The sequence below is a fragment of the Amycolatopsis sp. NPDC021455 genome (assembly GCF_040640995.1).
Classification (GTDB): domain Bacteria; phylum Actinomycetota; class Actinomycetes; order Mycobacteriales; family Pseudonocardiaceae; genus Amycolatopsis.
Genome location: NZ_JBFACT010000079.1, coordinates 1 through 24,329, shown reverse-complemented (window position 1 = coordinate 24,329; position 24,329 = coordinate 1). Strand labels below are relative to the sequence as shown.

At 70.4% G+C, this 24,329-nt stretch carries 26 protein-coding genes; 9 read left to right on the top strand and 17 right to left on the bottom strand.

Features of this window, described 5'->3' with window-relative positions; all coding sequences use genetic code 11:
• Position 1 precedes the first annotated feature (1 nt).
• From moeZ to AB0G28_RS43145, 3 genes are all read right to left on the bottom strand, one after another.
• Positions 2-1,177 carry an adenylyltransferase/sulfurtransferase MoeZ gene (gene moeZ, locus AB0G28_RS43155; protein WP_176172923.1) on the bottom strand — a complete coding sequence of 392 codons (1,176 nt, stop codon included), beginning with the start codon at positions 1,175-1,177 and terminating at the stop codon, positions 2-4.
• 93 nt (positions 1,178-1,270) lie between these two features.
• Positions 1,271-2,437 carry a DUF3152 domain-containing protein gene (locus tag AB0G28_RS43150; protein ID WP_361103486.1) on the bottom strand — a complete coding sequence of 389 codons (1,167 nt, stop codon included), beginning with the start codon at positions 2,435-2,437 and terminating at the stop codon, positions 1,271-1,273.
• Positions 2,438-2,518: 81 nt separating this feature from the next.
• Complete coding sequence (locus tag AB0G28_RS43145) at positions 2,519-3,496, bottom strand: alpha/beta fold hydrolase (protein WP_361103484.1); 978 nt, start codon at positions 3,494-3,496, stop codon at positions 2,519-2,521.
• 113 nt (positions 3,497-3,609) lie between these two features.
• Between AB0G28_RS43145 and AB0G28_RS43140 the strand changes: the two genes are divergently transcribed.
• The gene (locus tag AB0G28_RS43140) at positions 3,610-4,236 is read left to right on the top strand and encodes a TetR/AcrR family transcriptional regulator (RefSeq protein WP_361103482.1); all 627 of its coding nucleotides are present in this window, start codon (positions 3,610-3,612) and stop codon (positions 4,234-4,236) included.
• Positions 4,237-4,287: 51 nt separating this feature from the next.
• Here the strand turns inward: AB0G28_RS43140 and AB0G28_RS43135 are convergent, their stop codons facing one another.
• The gene (locus AB0G28_RS43135) at positions 4,288-5,184 is read right to left on the bottom strand and encodes an alpha/beta hydrolase (RefSeq protein ID WP_361103480.1); all 897 of its coding nucleotides are present in this window, start codon (positions 5,182-5,184) and stop codon (positions 4,288-4,290) included.
• Complete coding sequence (locus tag AB0G28_RS43130; protein ID WP_361103478.1) at positions 5,181-6,089, bottom strand: diiron oxygenase; 909 nt, start codon at positions 6,087-6,089, stop codon at positions 5,181-5,183. The genes AB0G28_RS43135 and AB0G28_RS43130 overlap by 4 nt, the downstream gene beginning before the upstream one ends.
• A gap of 55 nt (positions 6,090-6,144) precedes the next feature.
• Between AB0G28_RS43130 and AB0G28_RS43125 the strand changes: the two genes are divergently transcribed.
• On the top strand, positions 6,145-6,909 hold the full coding sequence (locus AB0G28_RS43125; RefSeq protein ID WP_361103476.1) for a TetR/AcrR family transcriptional regulator: 765 nt from the start codon (positions 6,145-6,147) through the stop codon (positions 6,907-6,909).
• Positions 6,906-7,214 (top strand): DUF4873 domain-containing protein, encoded by a 309-nt coding sequence (locus tag AB0G28_RS43120; RefSeq protein WP_361103474.1) that lies wholly within the window; start codon positions 6,906-6,908, stop codon positions 7,212-7,214. Before AB0G28_RS43125 ends, AB0G28_RS43120 begins: the two co-directional genes overlap by 4 nt.
• Here the strand turns inward: AB0G28_RS43120 and AB0G28_RS43115 are convergent.
• The 3 genes from AB0G28_RS43115 to AB0G28_RS43105 form a co-directional block, all read right to left on the bottom strand.
• Positions 7,211-7,660 (bottom strand): pyridoxamine 5'-phosphate oxidase family protein, encoded by a 450-nt coding sequence (locus tag AB0G28_RS43115; RefSeq protein WP_361103472.1) that lies wholly within the window; start codon positions 7,658-7,660, stop codon positions 7,211-7,213. The genes AB0G28_RS43120 and AB0G28_RS43115 overlap by 4 nt on opposite strands.
• A 103-nt stretch (positions 7,661-7,763) precedes the next feature.
• Entirely contained in the window at positions 7,764-7,994 is a 231-nt protein-coding gene (locus AB0G28_RS43110; protein WP_013223016.1) for a DUF3107 domain-containing protein, read from the bottom strand.
• Positions 7,995-8,113: 119 nt separating this feature from the next.
• Positions 8,114-8,767, bottom strand: coding sequence for a ferritin-like fold-containing protein (locus AB0G28_RS43105; RefSeq protein ID WP_361103470.1), 654 nt, complete (start codon positions 8,765-8,767; stop codon positions 8,114-8,116).
• 554 nt (positions 8,768-9,321) lie between these two features.
• Between AB0G28_RS43105 and AB0G28_RS43100 the strand changes: the two genes are divergently transcribed.
• Together AB0G28_RS43100 and AB0G28_RS43095 are read left to right on the top strand one after the other, a co-directional pair.
• Positions 9,322-10,785 (top strand): DEAD/DEAH box helicase, encoded by a 1,464-nt coding sequence (locus tag AB0G28_RS43100; RefSeq protein WP_361103468.1) that lies wholly within the window; start codon positions 9,322-9,324, stop codon positions 10,783-10,785.
• 26 nt (positions 10,786-10,811) lie between these two features.
• On the top strand, positions 10,812-12,113 hold the full coding sequence (locus AB0G28_RS43095; RefSeq protein ID WP_361103466.1) for a hypothetical protein: 1,302 nt from the start codon (positions 10,812-10,814) through the stop codon (positions 12,111-12,113).
• Positions 12,114-12,518: 405 nt separating this feature from the next.
• Here the strand turns inward: AB0G28_RS43095 and AB0G28_RS43090 are convergent, their stop codons facing one another.
• The 7 genes from AB0G28_RS43090 to AB0G28_RS43060 all read right to left on the bottom strand — a co-directional run bounded on the left by AB0G28_RS43090 (position 12,519) and on the right by AB0G28_RS43060 (position 18,867).
• Positions 12,519-13,004: a hypothetical protein gene (locus AB0G28_RS43090; protein ID WP_361103464.1), complete on the bottom strand. Its 486-nt coding sequence runs from the start codon at positions 13,002-13,004 to the stop codon at positions 12,519-12,521.
• Between the two features lie 12 nt (positions 13,005-13,016).
• Positions 13,017-13,868 carry a PD-(D/E)XK nuclease family protein gene (locus tag AB0G28_RS43085; protein ID WP_361103503.1) on the bottom strand — a complete coding sequence of 284 codons (852 nt, stop codon included), beginning with the start codon at positions 13,866-13,868 and terminating at the stop codon, positions 13,017-13,019.
• Positions 13,869-13,990: 122 nt separating this feature from the next.
• Positions 13,991-16,453, bottom strand: coding sequence for an alpha-L-rhamnosidase C-terminal domain-containing protein (locus AB0G28_RS43080; protein ID WP_361103462.1), 2,463 nt, complete (start codon positions 16,451-16,453; stop codon positions 13,991-13,993).
• 125 nt (positions 16,454-16,578) lie between these two features.
• Positions 16,579-17,208, bottom strand: coding sequence for a MarC family protein (locus AB0G28_RS43075; RefSeq protein WP_361103460.1), 630 nt, complete (start codon positions 17,206-17,208; stop codon positions 16,579-16,581).
• Between the two features lies 1 nt (position 17,209).
• Positions 17,210-18,082, bottom strand: a complete 873-nt coding sequence (locus AB0G28_RS43070) for a PHP domain-containing protein (protein ID WP_361103458.1) — start codon at positions 18,080-18,082, stop codon at positions 17,210-17,212.
• A gap of 39 nt (positions 18,083-18,121) precedes the next feature.
• Positions 18,122-18,682 (bottom strand): PH domain-containing protein, encoded by a 561-nt coding sequence (locus AB0G28_RS43065; protein WP_020643599.1) that lies wholly within the window; start codon positions 18,680-18,682, stop codon positions 18,122-18,124.
• Positions 18,683-18,702: 20 nt separating this feature from the next.
• Positions 18,703-18,867: a hypothetical protein gene (locus tag AB0G28_RS43060; RefSeq protein ID WP_163046845.1), complete on the bottom strand. Its 165-nt coding sequence runs from the start codon at positions 18,865-18,867 to the stop codon at positions 18,703-18,705.
• Between the two features lie 183 nt (positions 18,868-19,050).
• Between AB0G28_RS43060 and AB0G28_RS43055 the strand changes: the two genes are divergently transcribed.
• The gene (locus tag AB0G28_RS43055; RefSeq protein ID WP_361103455.1) at positions 19,051-19,464 is read left to right on the top strand and encodes an NUDIX domain-containing protein; all 414 of its coding nucleotides are present in this window, start codon (positions 19,051-19,053) and stop codon (positions 19,462-19,464) included.
• A 90-nt stretch (positions 19,465-19,554) separates the two neighbouring features.
• On the opposite strand, the gene AB0G28_RS43050 is transcribed toward AB0G28_RS43055, so the two are convergent.
• Both AB0G28_RS43050 and AB0G28_RS43045 read right to left on the bottom strand, forming a co-directional pair.
• On the bottom strand, positions 19,555-20,649 hold the full coding sequence (locus AB0G28_RS43050; protein WP_361103453.1) for a DUF2332 domain-containing protein: 1,095 nt from the start codon (positions 20,647-20,649) through the stop codon (positions 19,555-19,557).
• Between the two features lie 7 nt (positions 20,650-20,656).
• Positions 20,657-21,160 carry a MaoC family dehydratase gene (locus AB0G28_RS43045; protein ID WP_361103451.1) on the bottom strand — a complete coding sequence of 168 codons (504 nt, stop codon included), beginning with the start codon at positions 21,158-21,160 and terminating at the stop codon, positions 20,657-20,659.
• A 311-nt stretch (positions 21,161-21,471) separates the two neighbouring features.
• Here AB0G28_RS43045 and corA point away from each other — a divergent pair, with 311 nt between their 5' ends.
• From corA to AB0G28_RS43030, 3 genes are all read left to right on the top strand, one after another.
• Complete coding sequence (gene corA / locus AB0G28_RS43040; RefSeq protein WP_361103449.1) at positions 21,472-22,554, top strand: magnesium/cobalt transporter CorA; 1,083 nt, start codon at positions 21,472-21,474, stop codon at positions 22,552-22,554.
• Between the two features lie 182 nt (positions 22,555-22,736).
• Positions 22,737-23,387 (top strand): metallophosphoesterase, encoded by a 651-nt coding sequence (locus AB0G28_RS43035; RefSeq protein ID WP_361103447.1) that lies wholly within the window; start codon positions 22,737-22,739, stop codon positions 23,385-23,387.
• Positions 23,384-24,223, top strand: a complete 840-nt coding sequence (locus tag AB0G28_RS43030; RefSeq protein ID WP_361103445.1) for a chromosome partitioning protein ParB — start codon at positions 23,384-23,386, stop codon at positions 24,221-24,223. Before AB0G28_RS43035 ends, AB0G28_RS43030 begins: the two co-directional genes overlap by 4 nt.
• Positions 24,224-24,329: the final 106 nt, after the last annotated feature.

Sequence of the window (24,329 nt, the reverse complement as noted above, 5' to 3'; positions counted from 1 at the left end):
GTCAGTAGGTCGGCAGGCTCGGGTCGATCTGCTTCGCCCAGGCGAGCACGCCGCCGCCGAGGTGCGTCGCGTCCTTGAAGCCGGCCGCGTGCAGGGCGGCGAGGGCTTCGGCGGACCGGGCACCCGACTTGCAGTGCAGCACGATCGGCTTGTCCTGCGGCAGCTCGGCCAGCGCCTCGCCCGAGAGAATGCGGTCCTTCGGGATCAGCGTCGCGCCCTTGATGTTGACGATCTCGTACTCGTGCGGTTCACGGACGTCGATCAACGCGAAGTTCTCGCCGCTGTCGAACTTGGCCTTGAGCTCGGCCGGGGTGATCGTGTGACCGGAAGCCGCCGAAGCCGCCTCGTCGGACACGACACCGCAGAACGCCTCGTAGTCGATCAGCTCGGTGATCTTCGGGGTGTCCGGGTCCTTGCGGATCTTGACCTCGCGGTACTTCATCTCCAGCGCGTCGTAGCTGATCAGGCGGCCGAGCAGCGGCTCGCCGATGCCGGTGATGAGCTTGATCGCCTCGGTCACCATGATCGAGCCGATGGACGCGCACAGCACGCCCAGCACGCCGCCCTCGGCGCAGGAGGGGACCATGCCCGGGGGCGGCGGCTCCGGGTAGAGGTCGCGGTAGTTGAGGCCCTTGCCGTTCGGCGCGTCCTCCCAGAACACGCTGACCTGGCCTTCGAACCGGAAGATCGAGCCCCAGACGTACGGCTTGCCGAGGATCACCGCGGCGTCGTTGACCAGGTAGCGCGTGGCGAAGTTGTCGGTGCCGTCGACGATCAGGTCGTACTGCTCGAAGATCTCCAGCGCGTTCGACGAGTCCAGCCGGTCGGTGTGCAGGTGCACCTTGACCAGCGGGTTGATCTCCGCGATCGACTCCTGCGCGGACGCGGCCTTGAGCTTGCCGACGTCGGACTGGCCGTGGATGACCTGGCGCTGCAGGTTCGACTCGTCCACGACGTCGAAGTCGACGATGCCGAGCGTGCCGACCCCGGCGGCGGCCAGGTACAGCAGCGCGGGGCTGCCGAGGCCGCCGGCCCCGATCACCAGGACCTTCGCGTTCTTCAGCCGCTTCTGCCCGTTCACCCCGACGTCGGGGATGATCAGGTGACGGCTGTACCGGGCCACCTCTTCCTTGGTGAGCTCGGCAGCCGGCTCGACGAGCGGCGGCAGTGCTGACATGGGTCCTCCATCTCGCGCGCGTATCGCGTCCATCCCACTATGCACAACGCGCGCAGGCAAATATGCCTTCCCACGTCCGGATGGTGGGAATACTCAGCCCTGCGGCTTCGGGTTCGGCCACGCGTTGGGCACGCAGGTGCGGCCGTCCTTGGCGACCTTGCCCTTGTCGCCGCCGGGGATGTCGTTGAGCATCGAGACGTAGTCGTCGGAGACCCCGAAGGACTGCTGCATCATCACCGGCGCGGGCAGGCCTTCCCCACCGCAGCCGACGTGCTGGTTGCCCAGGGCGTGCCCGACCTCGTGATTGATGGCGTACTGCCGGTACCCGGTCATGTCGGCGTTGAACGCCTTGGCGCCGCGCACCCAGCGCGCCAGGTTGATCAGCACGCGGCCGAGGCTCTTGCGGTAGCAGGAGGCCTCGAACTTGATCTGGAACCCGCAGGCGTCCGGCCGGTGGGTGGTCTCCGGCGTGGTGAGGCTCACCTTGAACGACGGGTTCGGGAAGTTGCCGTCCACCCGCTGGAACGCGATCTTGCCGTCCCAGGTCCAGCCCTGGGTCGGGTTCGACAGCGTGCCCTGGACGGCGGCCGCGAAGGCGTCGTCCCCCGCGTAGCTCGACGGGTCGATGCCGTCCTCGACCTCGATGGTGTACGTGTACAGCTTGCCGGTGCCGATCTTCGGCCCGGTGCCCGGGACGACGTGCCACTTGCCGGCGCCGGCCTGGGTGAACGGGATGCCTTCGGGCAGGTCCGCGGTCGGCACCTTGAGGTCGACCGGGGTCGCCGGGTTCTCGGGGATGGCCTGCTCGCCGTTGCCGTCGATGGCGCCGCCGGAGCCGTCGCCACCCGCCGACTCGACGCCGGACGCGGCGGCGCCGCCGGTGCTCTGCTCGGCGATCGGCTGGGCCGGGCTGTTGGCGGTGTTGACCACGACGAGCACGGTCAGCACCACCAGGATCGGCAGCGCGTAGACGCGCCAGCCGTAGGCCTTGGTGAGTTTCGTGAGGCCGGACTTCGGCGGCGGGTCCTGCGACTCCGGCTTGGCCGGGACCTGCGGTTTCCACGACGCGCTCAGCGGCTCGGCGGTGGTCCGCCTGCTGCCCGGGCGGTAACGGTCCTCGTCGACACGCTGGGCCGGCTTCTTCGACGGGCGGTACTGCCCGGTGCGGGGGTGCTCCTCGGCGTCGGGCGTCCGGCGGGCCGACGCGCGGTGGGGCGCCCGGCGATCTTCGCCTCGCGCGTCCTGCTTCACCCGGTCCACCGCACCAGGGTGCCACAGCGCCACCGAACCGTTATCGGCGACTGGCGGATCATCGAGTGAACTCGCCGTCACCCGATCGGGCTACCAGGTATCCGCTTCGACGTGCTCCCACATGCCCAGCACGGCCTTCGCGACGACGACCGGGCGTTCCATCTGGGCCACGTGCCCCGTGCGCGGGAGCACGAGCAGCCGGGCCCGCGGGATCGCCCGGGCGGTCCGCACGGCGCGTTTCACGGAGATGACGCGGTCCTCGCGGCCCCACACGACCAGCGTCGGCGCCTTGACGAGCGGCGCGACCGACCAGAGCGACGCCTTCCCGAGCGTCGACCACGCCCGGAAGATGGCGAACGTGCTGCGCGCCATCGCGGGCGCGGCCCAGGCGAACCCGGCGCGGGCGCCGTGTTCCTCGGTCAGCTCGTCGAGCCTGCTCTCGGGGAACCGCGACGGGTCCGCGAAGCACAGCTTGATGACCTGCGCGGCGCGTTCGCGTGGGCCGAGCGCGGCCAGCTGGGCCCGCACCCGGGCGCCGACCAGCGGCAGGTAGGCGAAGGCCATCCGCGGGTCCGACAGCCGCCGCGGGTCGAGCCGCAGGTCGGGCACCGCCGGCGAAATGAGCGTCAGCGTCTTCACCAGCTCCGGCTTTCGCGCGGCGACGAGCAAGGCGATCGCGCCACCCATGGAGTTGCCGAACAGGTGCACCGGCGCACCGACCGCCTCGATGTGCTTCACGACGACGTCGGCGTGGGCCTGGAGCGTGAAGTCGAAGCCGTCTTCCGGCTCGGAGTAACCGAACCCGGGCAGGTCGATCGCCGTGCCGCCGGCCACGGGCGCGAGCAGCGCGGCCAGGTCGGTCCAGTTCGTCGACGAGCCGCCGAGGCCGTGGACGTACACCGCGGGCACGCCGTCCGGGCCGGGTGTGCGGCGGACGTGGAGGCGGGCGGTGCCGACCTCTTCGAAGGCCGCCGGCCAGGGCGGCGGGACCGGGTCGAGCGACGGCAGGGCCCTGTTCGAAAGCGGCACGTGGGTCAGCGGCGGCCGGGCCCGCACGGTGGTCTTCACGAGTCCAGAATGCCCGACCCTTGGCGCGGCACACGTACCGGCGAGTAATCTTCAGGGCGACTTCACGCGGTGGCGACCCCGCCCGTCGAAGAAGCGATGACGGGAGGACGAGCATGACGGAGATGACGCGGCTGCAGCAACGTGGGGTGCGGCTGCCCCGGACCGAGCGCCGGGCTCAGCTCCTCGCCGCGGCGCAGCGGGTCTTCGCCGAGAACGGTTACCACGCCGCCGCGATGGACGAGATCGCCGAGGTCGCGGGCGTCTCGAAGCCCGTGCTGTACCAGCACTTCCCCGGCAAGCTCGACCTTTACATCGCGCTGCTGGAGAGCCACGTCGACGAACTCGTGAAGCGCGTGCAGACGGCGCTGGACTCCACCACGGAGAACCGGCAGCGCGTCCCGGCGACGGTCGGCGCGTTCTTCGACTTCGTCAGCAACGACGCGGGCGCGTTCCGGATGGTCTTCGAGTCCGACCTGCGCGGAGAGCCGTCGGTGCAGGAAGCGGTCGACCGGGCGACGTCGGCGAGCGTGGACGCGATCACCGAGACGATCACCGCCGACGCGGGCCTCGACGAGGACAAGGCGCGGCTGCTGGCGGTGGGGCTGGTCGGGATGAGCCAGGTCAGTGCCCGCTTCTGGCTGGCCCACCACCAGTCGATGAGCCGCGAGGAAGCCGTCGCCCTGACGGCGAACCTGGCCTGGCGCGGCATCGGCGGCGGCTTCCCCCTCAAGGACGCCTGACAAGTGCCGTGAAGGCCTCCTTCCCGGCTCTTATGGCCGGGAAGGAGGCCTTCACGGCTTTTGAGCCGCGCGGGTCAGGACCGAGAGGCGGCGGGCCACTTCGTGCGGGCGTTCCTGCGGGAGCATGTGGCCCGCGCCGGGGAAGCGGACGAATTCGGCGTGTGGCAGCTCGTCCGCGATCACCTTCGCGTGCGGCAATGGGCAGAGCCGGTCCTTCTCCCCCGCCAGCACCACCGACGGCACGTCGCAGAGCGCGCCCAGCCCGCCGACGCCCCGGTGGGCCGCGATCGCGTCCAGGAACATCCCCGCACTCGCCGGGTGCGCGGCCAGCAGCTGCTCGACGACGCTGTCGACCTGCTCGCGCCCCGGGCGATCGCCGAAGACCAACCGACGGGCGACCGAGCGGACCAGCCCCGGCCGCAGCCGGAGCGTGTCGCTCCGCAGGCGAGCCAGCAGCCGGGCCAGGCGCGGTTCGAACCGCGTCACGCCCCTTCCCACGACGCCCGGGAAACCGAGCGTCAGCTGGTCCATGTCCCCGGACGAGGTCGCGACGAACGCCGCGCCCGCCAGCCGTTCCTTGACGAGGGAAGGGTGCCGTTCGGCGAGGACCATCAGCGTCATGCCGCCCATCGAGTGCCCGGCCAGGACCAGCGGCCCGTCCGGGACGCGGGCGGCGATCAGCTCGGCGAGGTCGTCGGCCAGCCGGGCGATCGTGGCGCCGCCGGGCCGAGCGGCCGTCGAGCCGCCGTGGCCGCGCAGGTCGTAGCGCAGCACGCGCAGGCCGGGGTCGAGGTGCGGCAGCACGAAGTCCCACGTCCGGTGGTCCTGCGTCCAGCCGTGCACGAGCACCAGCGTCACGGCCGAATCGGCCGGCCCTCTCAGGGAAACGTGGAGTGTGGCGCCGTCGCTCGCGACGAACCGGCGCCCGGGCGCGAGGACGGTCGTCATCGGCCCGCCGGGAGCAGGAACGACTTGCGCCAGAAGTACTTCCCGGGCAATCCGACCAGGCCCGATTCCTGCAGGAACGGCATGATCTTCTCCCCCGCCCACGCGATGGTGCCCTGCCAGTGCGGGTTGTTCAGCGCCGCCTCGACGCCGTCGCGCGGCCGGATGCCGACCGCCTTGTAGACGTCCGGGTTGATGAACGCCCGCGTCACGAAGTACGAGATGAGCGCGATGACGAACTGCTGGTAGGCGATCTCGGCCTTCGACAGCTTCGCCATGCCGCGCGTGACCTCTTCGCGGGCGAAGGTGACGTGGCGGGCCTCTTCCAGGACGTGGATCCGGTTGACCATCCGGACCAGCGGCTGGACGCCTTCGTCGTTCATCTGCTCGCGCTGCAGGCGGTCGAGGACCTCCTCGGCGACCAGGATCGCGCCGTAGCGCGCCGGGCCGTAGGAGATCGTCGGCATCAGCTTCGCCAGGCGCCGCAGCCACGGCACCGGGCCGTACGCCGGGCAGCCGATCCGCGACGCCATCCGCGCGAACATCGTCGAGTGGCGGCATTCATCGGCGATTTCGGTGAGCGCGAACTGGGCGTGCGCGGACGTCGGATCCTCTTCGTAGACCTCCTTGAGCAGCATCTGCATGAGGAGGATTTCGAACCAAAGCCCGGTCGTGGCGACGCTCGCGACCTCGTGTTTGCCCAGCTCGATGCGCTGTTCGGGGGTCAGCCTGTCCCACAGTTCGGTGCCGTACAGCGAGGACCGCTTCTCGAGGATGAACCGCTTGCCCTCGACCAGCGGCGCGGTCCAGTCGATGTCGACGTCGGGGTCGTAGAACTTGTTCGCCGAAGACTTCAGCAGGCGGTCCGCGGTCTTCTCACGATCCGGTTCCTTCAGCGTCCGCGTCATTGCCGACACCCCTTCCGCGATGTGTAACTTGAGGTAACAGTTACCTCTGCGTAGCATGACCCTGGTGATCGAACGTGTCAAGCGCACCAAGCAGCCCGGCAAGCCCTCCCGCGGCGAGGAGGCGACCGGCGACGCCCGGCGCGACCGGTGGCGCAAGCACCGGATCGCCCGGCGCAAGGAGTTCGTCGAGGCGGCGCTGCGGGCGCTCGACACGCACGGCCCGGACCTCGGCATGGAGGACGTCGCCGCGGAGGCCGGCGTCACGAAGCCGGTGCTGTACCGGCACTTCGACGACAAGGCCGACCTCTACGTGGCCCTCGGCCAGCGCGGCACGGAGATCCTGTTCGAGCGCCTGATCCCGGCGATCAACGCCGAGCTGGCGCCGGTGCCGCGGATCCGGATGGCGCTGGACGCGTTCTTCACCGTGATCGAGGAGCACCCGAACCTCTACCGGCTCCTGGCGCACGGCCGGCCGGAGAAGCCGGTCTCGTCGGACGTCGTGGCCGAGGACAAGGAGCTGATCGCGACGGCGCTGACCGCGCTGCTCGGCGACTACATGCGGATGTTCAACATGGACTCCGGCGCGGCCGAGCCGTGGGCGCACGGCATCGTCGGCATGGTCCAGAACACCGGCGAGTGGTGGCTGGACCGCCGGTCGATGAGCCGCGACTCGGTCGTCGAGTACCTGACGCAGATCATCTGGGCCGCCATCGACGGCCTGACCAGGCAGCACGGCGTGGTCATCGACCCGAACCTGCCCCTGGAAGCCAACAAGGTGGTCCAGCTGGGCCGCGCGGATTCGCTGGAGGAGACGTCATGAGCGAAGACGGCTACACCGGTCCGGTCACCCTGGTGGTCGACGGGGTGACCGTGGCGGCGACGGTCGAGCTGCGCGGCTACTTCCAGCCGATCGACGGCTATTACCGCTGGTACGGCCGGGTGGCGGTGAACGAGGAGCTGACCCGCCTGGCGGGCGGCAAGAAGAAGCCGGTCTCCATCCAGGCGGGCTCGCACACGGCCACCGGAGAACTTTCCGACCCGGACCCGTGGGGCCGGTACCGCATCACGGGCACGAGCACGCCACCGTTCCACGTGCCCACGACGCTGGAAGAACTGAACGCCTAGGGCAACCGCGGACCCGGCAGCTCCACGCCGGGCAGCAGGCCGTTCGCGATGTCGGTGGCCCGCCACTTCCGCACGGTCAGCCGGACCGCCGTGACCGGCGCGGCCAGGAAGGGCGCGGCCTCCGGGACCTTCGTGACGAGCAGCTCGCGCACCTGAGCGTCCTCGTCGCCGGCGACGATCTCGGCGAACGCCTGGGCCTGCAGGAACGGCTGCATCGGCGAGCCCGTCGAGACGACGACCGAGACCGCCGGGTTCTCCCGGACGGCGGCCAGCGTCCGGCCGCGGTCCTCGAGCACGAGGTTCAGGGTGAACTCGCCGCTTTCGGCGAAGTACACCCCGCCGACCCATGGCCCGGCGCTGCCCGAAGTGGCGAGGAACAACGACTTGTGCGCGGAGAGAGTGCTCCGCACGAGATCCGCGACGGCGGCCGGCTCGAGAGTGGTCACCGGCCGAAGCTAGGCGGCGGAAAAGCGACACTCCAAGGAAAACACCACAATCCGGTGAAACCGGGAAGGCCGCCCCGCGGGGTGGCCTTCCCGCCGGAACGAGTCAGTCGCCGACGCCGAAGCCGACCTTGCGGACGTCGGACGGGGCGATCTCGACGTACGCGATGCGGTCGGACGGGACGATGTACTTGCGTCCCTTCTCGTCGTTGATGCGGAAGAGCCCGTCACCGGCCGTCAGGGCCTCGGCGACCAGCTTCTCCACCTCTTCGGGAGACTGGCCACTGGACACCACCAGCTCGCGCGGCGTGTCCTTGATGCCGATCTTGACCTCCACGTGGGACCTCCGCTGGAAATTCGTAAGGGATGTGCCGGCCAAGGCTAACCGAACCGGCTCGTTCCGGTGGCGCATGTCCGCGCCTGACCGCGTCGTCACTTCCGGGTACTCCATCGGGTTCAGCCCAGGCCGAGCGCCTGCATGCGCTTCGTGTGCCCCTGTTGCAACCGCCGGAACAGCGCCGCGATTCCGGAGAGGTCGCCCGAGCCGCTGACGATGAGCTCGGCCAGCCCGTCGCGCTCGGCGACGACGTACTGGGCCTGGGTCAGGGCCTCGCCCAGCAGGCGGCGGCCCCACAGGGCGAGCTTGTCACGGGACTTGGGGTCGGCCTCGATGCCGGCGGCGACTTCGCGTTCGGCGAACGCGGAGTGGCCGGTGTCGGCGAGCACGGTGAGCACGAGGTCCTTGGTCTCCGGGTCGAGCCAGCTGGCGATCTCACGGTAGAGGTCGGCGGCGAGCCCGTCACCGACGTAGGCTTTGACCAGCGACTCCAGGTACGACTTCGGCGCGGTCGAAGCGTGCCAGGCATCGATGTGGTGCACGAACGGCGCCATGGCGTCCTCGATCTTGATGCCGTTCGCGGCCACGTGCTTGGCGAGCTGGGCGTAGTGACCGATCTCGGCGGCCGCCATCGCCGCGAGCGCGGCCCGCCCGGCCAAGGTGGGAGCATTGCGCGCGTCCTCGGCCAGCCGGTCGAACGCGGACAGTTCGCCATAGGCGATCACACCCAGAAGGTCGACTACGCCTTCTGAGATCTCTTTCGGCTCGGTCACGGGGGCAGGGTATCGCCGAAGCGCCCGGGCGTGCCGCGACGAGACCGATCACACTGGTTCCGGCGCGCCGGGTACTGTCGAAAAACTGCTGACCAGGTACACTGGCGTCCGATATCAAGCTTCCGTACGCCATACCGGCGTCGGGAAACAGGCAGGCCACGAGGCCTGCCGACGTACTGCAATGTGCGTGCACGCCTCTTCCGGCATTCCCGGGACGGACCGGTTCCGCGCTCCAGATCAGCGCCAGGGACCAGGGTTTACTCCCGGTCGAGTGTCGAGCGGACCAACGGCGGTGCGCGCTGGTCACGAGAGAGGCGATCACCCTGACCGCAGAAATTCCCACAACCGAACAGCCCCCCGCCGTCGCGCTGGAACACAGCGAGACCGGCCCGGCCGCGCTCGACACCTCGCACCCGCTGCAGGCGGGCGCCCCGGTCGAGCCCGAGGCCCCGACCTTCGCGTCCTTCGGCGTCAAACCCGAGATCGTCAAGGCCCTCGGCGAGGCGGGCATCGAGCGCACCTTCGCCATCCAGGCGCTGACGCTGCCGCTGGCCATGGCCGGCGACGACCTCATCGGCCAGGCCCGCACCGGCATGGGCAAGACGCTGGGCTTCGGCGTCCCGCTGCTGCACCGCGTGCAGGTCCCCGGCGACGGCACCCCGCAGGTGCTCGTCGTGGTCCCGACGCGCGAGCTGTGCATCCAGGTCGCCAACGACCTCAAGGGCGCCGGCAAGCACCTCGGCATCCGGACGCTGGCCATCTACGGCGGCCGCCCGTACGAGCCGCAGATCGAGGCGCTGCGCAAGGGCGTCGACGTCGTGATCGGCACCCCGGGCCGCCTGCTCGACCTGGCCGAGCAGCAGCACCTGGTGCTCGGCAAGGTCCGCGGGCTGGTGCTCGACGAGGCCGACGAGATGCTCGACCTGGGCTTCCTGCCCGACATCGAGCGCATCCTGCGGATGGTGCCCGACGAGCGGCAGACCATGCTGTTCTCGGCCACCATGCCCGGCCCGATCATCACGCTGGCCCGCACGTTCCTGCGGCAGCCGACGCACATCCGCGCCGAGGAGAACGACGCCGGCGCGGTCCACGAGCGCACCGCCCAGTTCGTCTACCGGGCGCACTCGATGGACAAGCCCGAGGTCGTCGCCCGGATCCTGCAGGCGGCCGATCGCGGCCTGACGATGATCTTCAGCCGCACCAAGCGCACCGCGCAGAAGGTGGCCGACGACCTGGTCGAGCGCGGTTTCGCGGCCGCCGCCGTGCACGGTGACCTGGGCCAGGGCGCCCGCGAGCAGGCGCTGCGCGCGTTCCGCTCGGGCAAGGTCGACGTCCTGGTCGCCACCGACGTCGCCGCCCGCGGCATCGACATCGACGACGTCACGCACGTGATCAACTACCAGTGCCCGGAGGACGAGAAGACCTACGTCCACCGGATCGGCCGCACCGGCCGCGCCGGGCGCACCGGCGTCGCGGTCACCCTCGTCGACTGGGACGAGGAGCCGCGCTGGAAGCTGATCTCGGACACCCTCGGCCTGGACATGCCGGAGCCGGTGGAGACGTACTCGTCGTCGAAGCACCTGTTCGAGGACCTGGGCATCCCGGAGGGCACCACCGGGCGGCTGCCGCTGGCCAAGCGGACCCGCGCGGGCCTGGCCGCCGAGGAGGAAGAGGACTTGGGCGGCAAGAAGCGCGGCCGTGGCCGCCGCTCGGCGGAGTCTTCGGAAGACGCGCCGCGCAAGCGCACCCGGGCCCCGCGCAAGCGGACCCGCGGTGGCGCGCGGGCGGCCGAGGCGATCGAGGCGGCGGACAACGCCGCTGCCGCCGCTCCTTCGGAAGACGCTCCGGCTTCGGAGGGCCGTACCCGGACCCGCCGTCGCACCCGCAGCGGCAACGCCCCGGAGACGACCGGCCCGGCCGTCGAAAAGGAGGCCGGCGAGAACGCCGAGCGTCCGGCTCGGCGGCGCCGCCGTCGCCGCCCGGCCGCGACGTCTGATACACCTGCGTCGGCAGACTGACGATTCTCCATCGGGGGTTCGGGTACGTGAGCGACGTCGACCAGGCGGACTACGGGTCCGAGGACGTACTCGAGGACGCTCCCGAGAGCACCACTCCGCCCGCCCCGCGGGTCAAGGCACGCAGGTCGCCTTGGAACCGCGGGCGGGACCGGGTGGCCGCCGCGCTGATCGCGGTGGGCGTGGTGGCCGCCGCGCTGGTCATCGGCGTGACGAGCGACAGCGCGGCCACCGACCGGACCGAGGCGGCGCCGCCACCGCCGTTGCCCGCGGCGCCGGACAAGGTGCCGGGCTCGATGGCCGAGGTGTGGAGCGCCCCCAGCGGTGCGACGCCGGTCCCGGTCGTGGCCGGCGACTCGGTGGCCACCGCGGACGGCGGCGAGGTCGCCGTCCGCGACCCGCTGACCGGGCGGATCCGCTGGCACTACACGCGTGACCTGCCGTTGTGCACGGTGAACGAGACGTGGGGCCGGATCAACGCCGTCTACCACAAGACCCTCAACTGCAGCGAAGTCACGCAGCTCGACCCGGCGACCGGGCGGATCACGGCCCAGCGCAACGGCAACGCGGAGCTGGGCACGCAGCTGGTCAGCGACGGCTCGCACGTGACGGCGACGGGCAAGAAGCTCCTCGACACCTGGCGCGACGACCTGGTGAAGAGCGCCGAGTACGGCCAGGTCCCGGCGCTGGTCAACGCGGGCAAGCAGCCGCGGACGGGCTGCACGTACGGCACGGTCGCGGCGGCGTCGGGCAAGGTCGGCGTGATCGAGCGGTGCCCGGGCGACCCGGCCGACCGCCTGACGGTCTACAAGGCGACGCCCGAGAAGGACGACGAGCCCCAGGTCAGCTTCAGTTCGGTGCTGGCGGGCAAACGCGCCCGCGTGATCGCGATGTCCGGCGACGTGACGGCGGTGGTCCTCCCGGACCAGAAGCTCCTGGTGACGTACAACGGCGACGGCACCCAGCGCGCGGCGTACCCCCTGGACGTGCCGGCGGCCGACCTGGCGGCCGATCCCCCGGCGGGCGTCGAGGCGACCACGCAGGCGGGCCAGAACATGTACTGGTTCAGCGGCTCGAAGGTGGTGGCGTTGTCGCGTGACGACCTTTCGCCGCGCTGGACGTTGAGCAGCGCGCAGGGCCCGGGAATCACGTTCGCGCAGCAGCTGGTGGTCCCGATCAAGGGCGGCCTGGCGGTCCTGAACGAGAACGACGGCTCGACGATCCGCACGGTCGGCGTCGACCGCCGCGGCTACACGGGAGTGGTCCGCCTGGCCGCGGCCGGCCCGGTCCTGCTGGAGGAACGCGGCACCACCCTGACGGCCCTCAAGTAACCGCAATGCCCCACCAATCACACGTGATGCCCCTCCAATCACGAGTGATGCCCCTCCAATCACGCGAGATACCCGCCTGATCACGAGTTCCGGCCTCAATCACGTGAGTTCCGGCCCGGATCACGCGAGTTCCGGCTCCGATCACGCGAGTTCCGGCTCCGATCACGCGAGTTCCGGCTCCGATCACGCAGGCCCCGGCTCGGACCCGCGAGTTTCGAGTTTCGGCCGCCGAGGTGCCGCGCGGGCCTGGGCTCCGGTGCGCGGAGAGGCATTTCGCGTGATTGGGCAGGCATCACCCGTGATTGGCGGGGCATCACACGTGATTGAGCGGGCATCTCATGTGCTGGAACGCGGAGCTCGCGTGATTGGAGCCCGAACTCGTGTGGTCGGGGCGGGAGTTGCTGGTCAGCTTAGCCAGAAGAGGGTCAGGGCCGAGATTGTGAACAGGACCACCGCTATGGCCGCCCCGACGGCCGGGAGGCCGTTGCGGCGGTCGGCGACTCGCTGGGCCAGGATGGCCAGCACCGCGGCGATCGGGTGACCGATCAGCAGGGTCGCGCCGGGGCCGGGTGCGTCCGTGTACAGGCAGATTCCCGCCACGACGAGTACCCCGACCGCGAGGACCGTGAGCCCCGCCGCGAGTGAGCCGGTGAAACCTCGCCACCAGCGGCCGCCGTCCTTCGCCGGAGCCCCAGCCCCAGCCGGAGCCCCAGCCGTAGTCGGGGATTCCGGCTCGGCGGGCTCCGGTTCGATCCGTTCCGGCTCGGCCCGCTCCCGCGGCGCATCAGGCGAGTCCGCCGGCTCGACTCGCTGCCGCGGGGCCGTTTCCGGCTCTTGGGCGCCGGCGGCGAAGGGCACCGTGGCCAGTTCGTCGGTGTCCGGTGAAGCCACGTTCCCTCCCGTTCAGGGCGCGAGCAGGTCCCAGGGCTGCGCCGCCGGGGCGGCTTCCTGGCCCGCCGCGCAACTCGGCCTGAAGTCGCACCAGGCGCAACGCCGGTCCGGGCGGGGCGGGAACAGCACGTCCCCGTCGCCGCCCGCGTCCAGGGTATCCGTGGCCAGCCTGAGGTCTGCGGCGGTCTCGTCCGCGCGTTGCAGGTGCCGCTGCAAGCTCTCCGTCGTGTGCTCCGCCGCCGCGATCGTGCCGCTCGGCAGGTGGTGCAGTTCGACCGTCGTGCACGGCATCCGCAACGTCCGCGCCGCCGCCACCGCGTACAACGCAAGCGCTTGCGACGCCCGAGCTTCGTACTCGTCCGGCGGACGCCGGCCCGTCTTGTAGTCCACGATGACCAGCGAACCCTCGCGGGCGTCGATCCGGTCGGCGCGGCCTTCGACGATCATCGACGGCCGCTCCCCCGGTGCCGGGCTGACCGGCGCCGACACCCACCGCTCCAGCCCGACCGGGTCGTGGCTGACGTCGTTGTCCTCGACGTACTCCGCCACCCAGCCCTTGGCCCGCGCCCGGTACCGCGCCGCCTGCTCTTCGCTCTCGAAGCCCGCGTCCTTCCAGAACTCGGCCACCAGCGCCATCGCCCGCTGCGGCACCCGCTTGAGCACCGGCAGGTCGAACAGCGCCCGCAGCGCGTTGTGCACCACCGCGCCGAGCGTGCTGTGCGCCCACGGCCCGGTGCGCTGCGGTGTCGGCCGTTCGAGGTACGCGAGCCGGTACCGGCGCGGACAGTCGTCGAAGGTCGCCAGCCGCGCCGGGGAGACCTTCGTGAGCCGCACCGGTTGCGCGACGCCGAAATCGAAGCCCATCTGCTCCTTCACGCCGTCCACGCTACGCACCACCACCGACACTTTCCGCACGGCACCCGGAAAGCCGTGAAGGCCTCCTTCCCGGCTTTAAGAGCCGGGAAGGAGGCCTTCACGGACTTCGGCTACCGCAGCACGAGGACCGTGTGGGTGCCGCCGGACACGGTGAGCGGTCCGGCGGAACGCACCGCACGGCCGTCCAGCAGCACCAGGCGACCACCCGGCACCACCAACGACCCGGATGTCCCGTGCGGAGCCGTGACCGTCAGCGAGAACACCGGACCCTGCTGAGACCACGAAGCGGACAACGCGCCCTTCGGCGTCGGCACCGCTCCGCGCGCCCAAGAAACGCCGCCCGGGTTGGGGGCGACTTTCCAGGTGGCGAAGCCGGGTGACGTCGGCGAAACGCCCAGCAGCTCGTTCGTCAAAGCCGGCACGACACCCGTCGACCAGCCGTGCGCGGCCGACGTGTAACCCTGCTCGTAGTGCGAGCCACCCTCGCCGATGCCTTCCCACGCCGTGATTCCGGGGTCGTGCGTGGCCATCCAGCCGTACATCCGCTTGATCTGGTCGATCGCGGACGCCGCCTGCCCGCTCCGGAACCGCGCCTGCAGCTCGGGGAACGACGTGAACGCGTACACGCGTTTCGTGCCGTCACCGACCAAGGTGTCGTTGTCCATGAACGGGTTCCCGTACGGCAACGCGCCCGCCGCCAGCCGCGCCAGCGCCGAAGTCGCCTGCGACGGCGAAGCGATCCCGGCCAGGATCGCGTGGCTGTTGCCGTCCTGGCCGTGGCGCACCGCGCCCGTCGCCGAGTCGAGGTACGCGGCCGCCGCCGGATCCCACAGGTACTGGTTCACCGCCGCCGCGACGCCCGAAGCGCGCGAAAGCCACCGGTCCGCGTCCGCCGCGTGTCCCGTCGCCCGCGCCAGGCCCGCCGCGCCCTGAAGCGCCCGGACGTACAACGCGTTGTAGTACGTCACTTCGCCGGTACGCGGCAGAAACGCGTAGTCGCCGTAGCCGCCGGTGCCGTTAAGGCCCTTCGCGAGCAACCCGCGCGAATCGGTGACCGACGGATACCACGTGTCGAGCGTCTTCACGAGGTGCGGGTAGTACGAAGCCGCGTACGCGGTGTCGCCCGTGTAGAGGACGTAGTCCCAGCTCGACGTCACCCACCAGAGCGGATAGTCGAACAGCGGCAACGTGTAGTTGTTGATCGACGCCGGCGGGATCCAGCCGTCCGCGCGCTGGTGGTCGGCCAGGTCGGCGAGGACGTTCTTCGCCGCCGTGCCGTCCTGGTGGGTCAGGTACTGCGTCAAGCCGGACACCGCGACGTCGCCGACGTACGGGTCCCGGTCGCGCTTCGCGCCGTCGTGCAGCACCAGCTTCCCGTCCAGCGTCGGCGAGAACGCGCCGCGCGGGTCCACATCGGACTCCCGGAAGGTGTCCATGCCGAGCTCGTTCGTGTAGGACGCCGCATACCAGTACTTGTTCAGGTCTTCGTCGGACGACTCGAACCAGCCGCGGTAGGTCGACGGCGTGCCGAGGAACGGCGTGAAGTCGAGCGAGACGCCGCTGATCCGCACCTCACCGGACGCCTGCGCGAGCGGCGCGTCCGACGCCAGTGCGTCGAGGCTGATCCGCAGGTAGCGGAAGCCGTGCAGGCCGTCCGCGCACACCTGGTTCCCCGAGAGACAACCCTTCGTGTCACGCCAGACAGTCGGTGTCGCGGGCACCGCGTACTGGTCGCTGCCCGGCCCGCCGGAGAAGTCCGAACGCGTGAAGTCGGAGCGTTCGCTCAGGTACTGCTGGGTTTCGGAGAACGACAGCCGGATGCCCGGCCGGTTCGCCGACGCGCCCGCGAAGGCGATCTTCGGGTAGCCGGCGACGACCTTGCCGAAGTCGAGCACCGCGACCGGCACCGGCGGATCGGCGACCACGCCCGGCCAGACCTCGGCGACGCGGCTGAACTCGCCGGACGGGGTGTTCTGGTCCTTGGTCACGGTGATCCGGACCTGCGTGGTGGTCACCGGCCGGTCGAAGGTCACCGCACGCTGCACGGCGGTGTTCCCGGTCACGGAAGCCGCGACCCGCCACACCCCCGCGTCCAGCACCTCGACGGTGAAGTCCTGCGGTACTCCGTCCACATTGGACAACAGGGTGACACCGGGGAGCGCGACCGGCGCCGCTGCGGTGATCGTCAGGACGTCCGGGTAGGCGCCGATCGTGTCGTCGTTCCAGAACGTCTCGGTGTTCCCGTCGACGGCGTTGCCGGGGTCGTAGGTCCGCGGCTGGCCGTTCCCGCCGTTGTTCGGCGCGTGGAACGACGACGCGGCGGCCGTGCTCCCGGCCGGCCACACCGGCTTCGGCGGCGGCGCCTGCCGCTTGAACGTCGCCACCCCGCGCCCGAGCAGGCCGTTCGGGTTGGCGACGTCGCCGCTGGTGGACAGCACCTTCACCGGCCGGACGTCCCGGCTCGCCGGGGCGACGACGTACTTCTGCCAGCCGGGCGCGGCCGTGGCGGGCGCGGCGGCCACGCCGCTCGCCACCAGGACCGCCACCGGCAGGAACGCTCTGAGCCACTTCATCGAGGCCTCCGCACGACGTTGAATCGTTTCAATCGCTGAGCTGAGCTTCAGGCTGCGCGAGAGGTGCCAACGATGTCAACGAACCGGGCGCATCCTGTCCGATAGGACAACCCGGGTGGCGGCGTTCAGCCGGCGCCGGCGATGAAGCCGCGGACGGAGTTCGCGACGAGCTCGACGGCGATGGCGGCGAGCAGCAGGCCGGCCACCTTGGCCAGCAGCGTGATGCCGCTTTCCTTGATCAGCCGGATGACGAAGCCGGAGTAGCGCATGCAGAGGTAGATGACGAAGTGGGTCGTGACGATCGCCAGCGCCAGGGCGATGTACGCGCCGAGGTGACCGTCCGCCTGCCGGACGAACACGATGGTCGCGGCGATCGCGCCGGGCCCGGCCAGCAGCGGCGTGCCCAGCGGCACGAGTGCGATGTTGACGTCTTCGGCCGCCGTCTCCGGCTCGTGGCCGTTGCCGGTGAGCAGCTGCAGCGAGATGAGCAGGAGCAGCAGCCCGCCCGCGCCCTGCAGTGCCGGGATGCCGATGCCGAGGTAGGCCAGGATCGCCTGGCCCGCCACCGCGAACAGGCTGATGACCAGCAACGACACCAGCACGGCCTGCCGGGCGGCGCGCGCCCGCGTCGCCATCGGCTTGCGGCCGACCAGGCTGAGGAACACCGGCACGGTGCCGGGCGGGTCCATGATGACGATCAGCGTGATCGTCGCGCTCATGAAGAGCTTCACGTCGAAGAAGTCGGCGATCGCCATGTCAGCCCTTCACGACCTGGCTGCCGGTCGCACGCGCGACGAGCTCCTCGAACTGGCCGGGGTCGGTGGTGCACTCCCCGAGCACGATCGTCTTGTTCGTGCCGTGGTAGTCGCTGGACCCGGTGACCAGCAGGCCGAGCTCGCCGGCGAGCTCGCGGGTGCGGGCCCGCGTCGGCACGTCGTGGTTCGGGTGGTCGGCCTCGACCCCGGTGAGCCCGCGCGCGGCCAGCTCGGCGAGGGTGTCCTCGCTGATGGTGGCGCCGCGGCTGAAGGCGAAGGGGTGCGCGATGACCGTGACACCGCCGGCGGCGGCGATCATGTCGATCGCTTCCCCGACCGGTGTGTCGCGCCGGGCGACGTAGTAGCCACGCCGGGGGCTCAGGTAGTCGGCGAACGCCTCGTCGACGGACTTGACGAGCCCGGCCCGGACCAGCGCCTGGGCCAGGTGCGGGCGGCCGGGCGGCGAGTCCTCGGGCAGCAGGCCGAAGATCTCGTCGGCGTCGACGGGCAGGCCGTCGGCGGCCATCCGCTCGGCCATCCGGCGCAGCCGCGTGCGGCGCTCGAGCCGCAGCCGGGTCTGCTCGGTGACGATCGCCTCGGCCGTCGGGTCGAAGAGGTAGGCGAGCAGGTGGACGCTGATCTGGCGGCCGGTTTCGGGGTCGACCGACACCGTGGAGAGCTCGGCGCCGGGGACCAGGGTGAGGCCCGGCGGCACCGCCTCGGAGGCGGGCGCCCAGCCCGCGGTGGTGTCGTGGTCGGTGATCGCGACGACGTCGAGCCCGGCGGTCACGGCCGCGGCGACGAGCCCGGCCGGCGAGTCGGTGCCGTCGGAAGCGGTGGAGTGGGCGTGCAGGTCGATGCGCATCGTGTCCATTCTCGACGATGCGCTAGGTCACATCCGCACTGGGACGCCTCAGCCGACGGGCTTCTTGCCTCGGGCGGCCCGCTGGGCCTTGATCATCGAGAAGCGTTCGGCCTGCTTCTGCTTGTCGCCGAAGACGAGCTCCGAGATCGTGTCGTAGAACTCTTCGGGGCGCGGGATGTAGTCGATCCGGTTGAGGGCCTGGATCTGACCGGCGGACTCGACCACCATCGTGCCGTAGCCCATCATGCGGCCGTTGGCGGTGCGGACGTAGCTGAGGTCCGTGACCTTGCTGATCGGCATCATCAGCACCTTGGTGGTGAACACGCCGGTGGTCATGACGAACCGCTTGTCCGTGACCACCAGCCGTTCGACCCACCACTCGATCACCACGTAGGCGAACCGCAGGACGACGAGCAGCGCGACGTACCAGAGGATGTTCTGGCCGATGTACAGCGCCGGCGGCAGCAGGTAGGACACCAGGACGCAGACGGCCAGCAGCGCGGCCGCCTCGAAGGTGTCCCACAGCAGCACCGCCCAGTGGCGGCGGATCCGGATGACCCGCCGCTCGGTGTCGAGGAGGTACTCGTCGGGATCGCGTGGCGCGAACATGGTTCGAGGGTAGCCCCCGATCAGCCCTTGAAGACGTTGCTGACGAAGGTGATCACCGATTCGGCCGAGTCGCGCAGGAACTGGATGATGTTGCCGACGAGGCCCGCGGCCTGGCCCGGCTGGGCAATGACGAAGAACAGCACCAGCGCGATACCGGCGAGGCCCGCAATCTTCTTCACGTTCACCGTGATCAATCCCGTCTCTTACGGTGACACCGGACAAGTGGCACTTAACTTGTACCGCACTGGACAGGGACACGGGAGGTAAGTCCCGCGCTCGGGTCAGCACGCGGTCCGAAGTGTACCGTACGGCTACTCTCCGTGTACAGGACATCCGTTTTCAGTTCGGTCACGTCTACCCTTCGGGACATGACACACCCCGCGAGCACCACGATCCGCTGCGTCGGCGGCATCGCGTTCGACTCACGAGGCCGTTTGCTGCTCATCCGGCGCCGGAACGACCCCGGATCGGGGCTGTGGTCCCTGCCCGGCGGGCGCGTGGAACCGGGCGAATCGGACGCGATGGCCGTGGTCCGGGAGCTGCGGGAGGAGACCGGGCTGGACGTGATTCCGGGCACATTGATCGGCACGGTGACCCGGGGGCCGTACGAGATCCACGACTACGCCTGCGAGGTGACCGGCGGGGTTCTCACGGCGGGTGACGACGCGTCGGAGGCCCGTTGGTCCGATGCGGCGGACCTGTCCGCGCTCGAAGCGGGCGGGGCGCTGGTGGATCTGCTTTACGTGACGCTCCGTGACTGGAGCGCCCTGCCGCGGGCTTGAGCACGGCACGGCTGCGATGTCTTGAACGACTCGTTCAGGTCGTCGGACGACGGGAACGAGTCGTTCAAGACGGCTGGCGAGCCGCCGGAGCTAAAGCGGCAGCCAGGTCATCCGCTGCCCGTGCGGAGCAGTTCGCGCCAGGGCGTGCGCCTCCGGCTTGCCGTCCTCCCAGCGGACGACGCCCAGCGTCGCCAGCCCGTCCGCACCCGCCAGATCCGATCGCCCGGGCAGCACGAGATCCAGGCCGGCGCCGTAGAACTCCTCCGACACCCACCACACCGGCCGCGACTCGGCCAGCGACGCCAGCTCCGAGACGAACGCCGCGCGCCGGTCGGCCGGGAAGTACGCCAGCGCGTGGCTCGTCACCAGCACCAGCGGCCCCTCCAGCGACGCCGCCGCCGAGGCCAGGTCGTCCACGCCGTCGCCCGTCACCAACCGCGGCCGGTGCTTGGCCTGCTCGGCCGCCGCCGTGCGCAGGAGCCTGATGCGGTCCGGCTGGTCCGCCCAGACGCACGCCTCCAGCCAGGCCAGCTCGTCCTCGTCCGAGAGGTCCACCGGGGCCCGGTCCAGCCCCGCCCGGTCCAGCACCGCGAGCTTCTTCGGCAGCTTGGGCGCCACCGCGCCCGGGGCCAGGTCCAGCGCGCAGTGCAGGCCGACCGCGGCCTTCGCCGGGCCCGCCGTCAGCTGGTCGCCGCCGTCGCACTGGTAGCGGTAGCCGAACCGGTCCAGGCCCAGCAGCAGCCCGGCGCTGCAGCCCACCTCCAGCAGCGAAACCTTCCCGCCCGCTTCGCGAGCCGCCCGCGCGACGCCCGGGTACAGCAGCGCCGCGCGCCGGACCTCGTTCGTCTGCGTATAACGCGAGGCGATCAGCGCGCGGGCCTTGTCCGCGCGCTCCAGCAGGAACGACCGGAACAACGGCCAGGTGTCGGAGTCGACGCCGTCGAAACCGCCCAGCGACGGGTAGTACCGCGACAGCGGGTGGATCGGGTCCGCCTGCACGAGCCGGTGCGCGGTCGCCATCAGCAGCGTCCCGCGGACCTCGCCGTCGCGGGCCACCGACAGCAGGCCCGCGACGTCGTCGTCCGCCGCCGCCTGCAGCGCCAGGTGCTCGTACAGCGGCGACACCCCGCGCGCCTCGACTTCCGCGAACGTGCGCAGTACGCCCTTGATCCCGTCCAAGTCCATCAGAGCCTCATTCGTGCGGCACCGGCCGGCCCGGCTGCTCCCCGCCGCGAGTCTCCCCGTAGGAGCGCTTCGGCACCATCACCTTCCGCCGGAAGGTGCACACGATCGTGCCGTCCTGCTTGTAGCCGCGGGTCTCGACGTACACGACACCCCGGTCGTCCTTGGACTTCGACGGCGTCTTGTCCAGCACCTCGGTCTCGCCGTAGATCGTGTCGCCGTGGAAGGTCGGCTTCACGTGCTTCAGCGACTCGACCTCGAGGTTCGCGATGGCCTTGCCGGAGACGTCGGGCACGGACATGCCCAGCAGCAGCGAGTAGACGTAGTTCCCGACCACGACGTTCTTGCCGAAGTCGGTGGTCTCCTCGGCGTAGTGCGCGTCCAGGTGCAGCGGGTGGTGGTTCATGGTGATCAGGCAGAACAGGTGGTCGTCGTATTCGGTGACCGTTTTGCCCGGCCAGTGCTTGTAGACCGCCCCGACCTCGAACTCCTCGTAATACCGGCCGAACTGCACTCGTCATCTCCCTGTCGCGTAACACCGCGTGAGGCTGGTACGACACGCATCCGTAGTGAGGAGTACCCTCAACCATCGGTGTTCGCGCGTCAACGCGAGCCCCACCACGTTGCACCCGGCCCGAAGGAGGTGAGGAACTCGATGAGTAGTGGCGATAGTCCGCTCCCTAGTAGTCCCAGCGTTCCCACCTCACGGGTCGTCTCCAGGTAGGCCTTCTCTCCCCGGGAACGCTGGTGTGTCGCCGGGCGGACGCTTTTTCCGCCCCTGGTCAGTCGTCTTCGCACGACCACGCACGACGTCCAGGAGATCCCATGCCTGCCATCCCCTCGCTCGGCGGCCTTCGCGGCCGCGGCAACAAGGGCACCGTTCCCGTCCGCCCGGTCCCGGTGCCGCTGTCGGCGTACGTCGTCGACTGCGCGGTGTACGTCGCCGGTGAGCGCCTGCCCGGCCGCTGGACGCACTCCGAGGCGATCAAGGAGGTCCGGAAGCGGCACGAGGGGTTCGTCTGGATCGGGCTGCACGAGCCGGACGCCCAGCAGATCCAGGGTGTGGCGGACACGTTCGGGCTGCACGAGCTGGCGGTCGAGGACGCGCTCGAAGCGCACCAGCGGCCGAAGCTGGAGCGCTACGACGACACCTTGTTCCTGGTGGTCAAGACCGTCCGGTACGTCGAACACGAGTCACCCACCACGGCGAACGAGATCGTGGAGACGGGCGAGCTGATGGTGTTCCTCGGCCGCGACTTCGTGATCACCGTGCGGCACGGGAACCACTCCGGGCTGGCGCGGCTGCGCCGCGAGCTGGACGAGGACCCGGAGCGGCTGCAGCTGGGCCCGTCCGCGGTCGTGCACGCCATCGCCGACCACGTCGTCGACCACTACCTCGACGTCACGGGCCGGATCGAGAACGACATCGACGAGATGGAGGCGCAGGTCTTCGCGCCCCGCTCGCAGATCAGCGCCGAGCAGATCTACCTGATGAAGCGGGAGGTCCTCGAGCTGCGCCGGGCGGTGATGCCGCTGGCGACGCCGATCCAGCGCCTGGCCGAGGGCTACACGCGGCTGGTGCCGGACGAGGTCCGCTCGTACTTCCGCGACGTCGCCGACCACCTCACGACCGTGTCGGAGCGGGTGGCGGCGTTCGACGAGCTGCTGTCCACACTGGTCGACGCGACGGTCGCGAAGATCTCCCTGCAGCAGAACACCGACATGCGCAAGATCACGTCGTGGGCGGCGATCATCACCGTGCCGACGATGATCGCGGGCATCTACGGGATGAACTTCGACTACCTGCCCGAACTGCACTGGAAGTTCGGGTATCCGCTGGTGATCACCGTGATCCTGGCGATCTGCCTGTTGCTGTACCGAATATTCCGGAAGAACGGCTGGCTCTAGGTCCCCTTTTCTTTCCACCGGATTTTTCGGGAGAATTCCCATGTCGAGGATGTTTTCCAACCTGAAGTTCTGGGCGCTCACGCTCAGCCTCGTGTGGATCTTCGTGATCACTTTCGTCATCGTCGCCGACCCGGGGTTCGCGCACGGCATGAAGTGACCCGGGGACGTCGTACCCTGGGTCCATGCCGAAAGCGCTGGTGGTCGCCGACGAGGTGGACGAGCGGTTGTGGACCGACGCGGTCCGCGGCTTCTCCGTCGACCTGGTCATCGGCGCCGGCGACCTCCCCTACGACTACCTCGCGTTCCTGGCCGGCGCGCTGGACGTGCCGTGCGTGTTCGTGCCCGGCAACCACGACCCCGACCTGAGCGGCTACACCCGCTACGGCGGACTGTCCATGAAGGACGGTTTCCCGACGCCGTGGCCGGGCCCGGCGGGCGGGGTCAACGCCGACGGCCGGATCGTCGACGTCGCCGGGCTGCGGTTCGCCGGGCTCGGCGGGTCGATCCGCTACAACGACGGGCCGAACCAGTGGACGCAGCGCCAGCAGGCCCGCCGGGCCCGCGGCCTGGTGCGGCGGGCGAAGTGGCGGCGGTGGCGCGACGGCCGGGACGTCGACGTGCTGCTGACGCACTCGCCGCCGCTGGACCTCGGCGACCGGCCGGACCCGCCGCACCGCGGGTTCGCGTGCCTGCACCGGACGATCGACGCGCTGCGCCCGAAGTGGCTGCTGCACGGGCACATCCACCCGCACGGCGAGCCGGTGCCGGACCGGGTCGTCGGCGAAACCCGGATCCGCAACGTGGTGGGCCACCGGATCATGGAGTTCTCATGAAAGAGACGGGGTTTCCCCGCGCCGACGCGGAGAACGACTTCCTCCGCGCGCGCCGCGGCCAAGTGCTTTCGCGGCTTTCGACGTGGCTGCGCCGTGAGCCCGACGACGTCAACATCATGCTGCCGTTCCACGAGGTGGTGGAGGCGCTCGGCTACCTCGGCGAGCACCGGATCGGGCTGCGGGTGATCAAACTGGACTCGATCGTCGGCACGGTGGACCGCAGCCGCGACTTCGACCGCCGCTTCCGCCCGACGTCGGCCCGCGTCCGCGAGCGCTGGGAACGCCTGGCGCTGGCCGCCCGCCGCGGCGAGGAGATCCCGCCGATCGAGGTCTACCGCGTCGGCGAGCTGCACTTCATCATCGACGGCCACCACCGGGTTTCGGTCGCCCTGGCGCAGGGACTGTCCACAATAGAGGCTTCGGTCACGGTCGTGAAGACCAAGCTGGACCCGAGCGGCATCCGCCACCGCGGCGACCTGATCGTCAAGGACTACCGCCGGCTGTTCCTGGAGCGCGTCCCCCTGACCGGCCACGCGCGGGCGTCGGTGATCGTGTCGGACCCGTGGGACTACGCGAAGCTGGGCGAGCACGTGGAGGCGTGGGGCTTCCGGCTGATGCAGGACGAAGGCAAGTTCTGCGACCGGGCGAGCGTCGCGCAGCGGTGGTTCGAGGAGGAGTTCGGCCCGGTGGTGGCGATGCTGCGGCAGGCCGGGCTGATCGGCGACCGGACCGACGCCGAGGCGTACATGTGGGTGGCCGCGGAGCGCTACCGGCTGATCCGGACCCACCGGTGGGACGACGAAGTCATCGAGGCACTGAGGTCCCGCCGGCACTAGCGACGAGCGCCCCAATGTGGCGTTGGTTGCGTTGGACGCACCCAATGTGGCGTTCGGTGCGTCGTGGGGGGCGGAAGCCCCAAATGGGGGGGTAGGACGGGGGCGG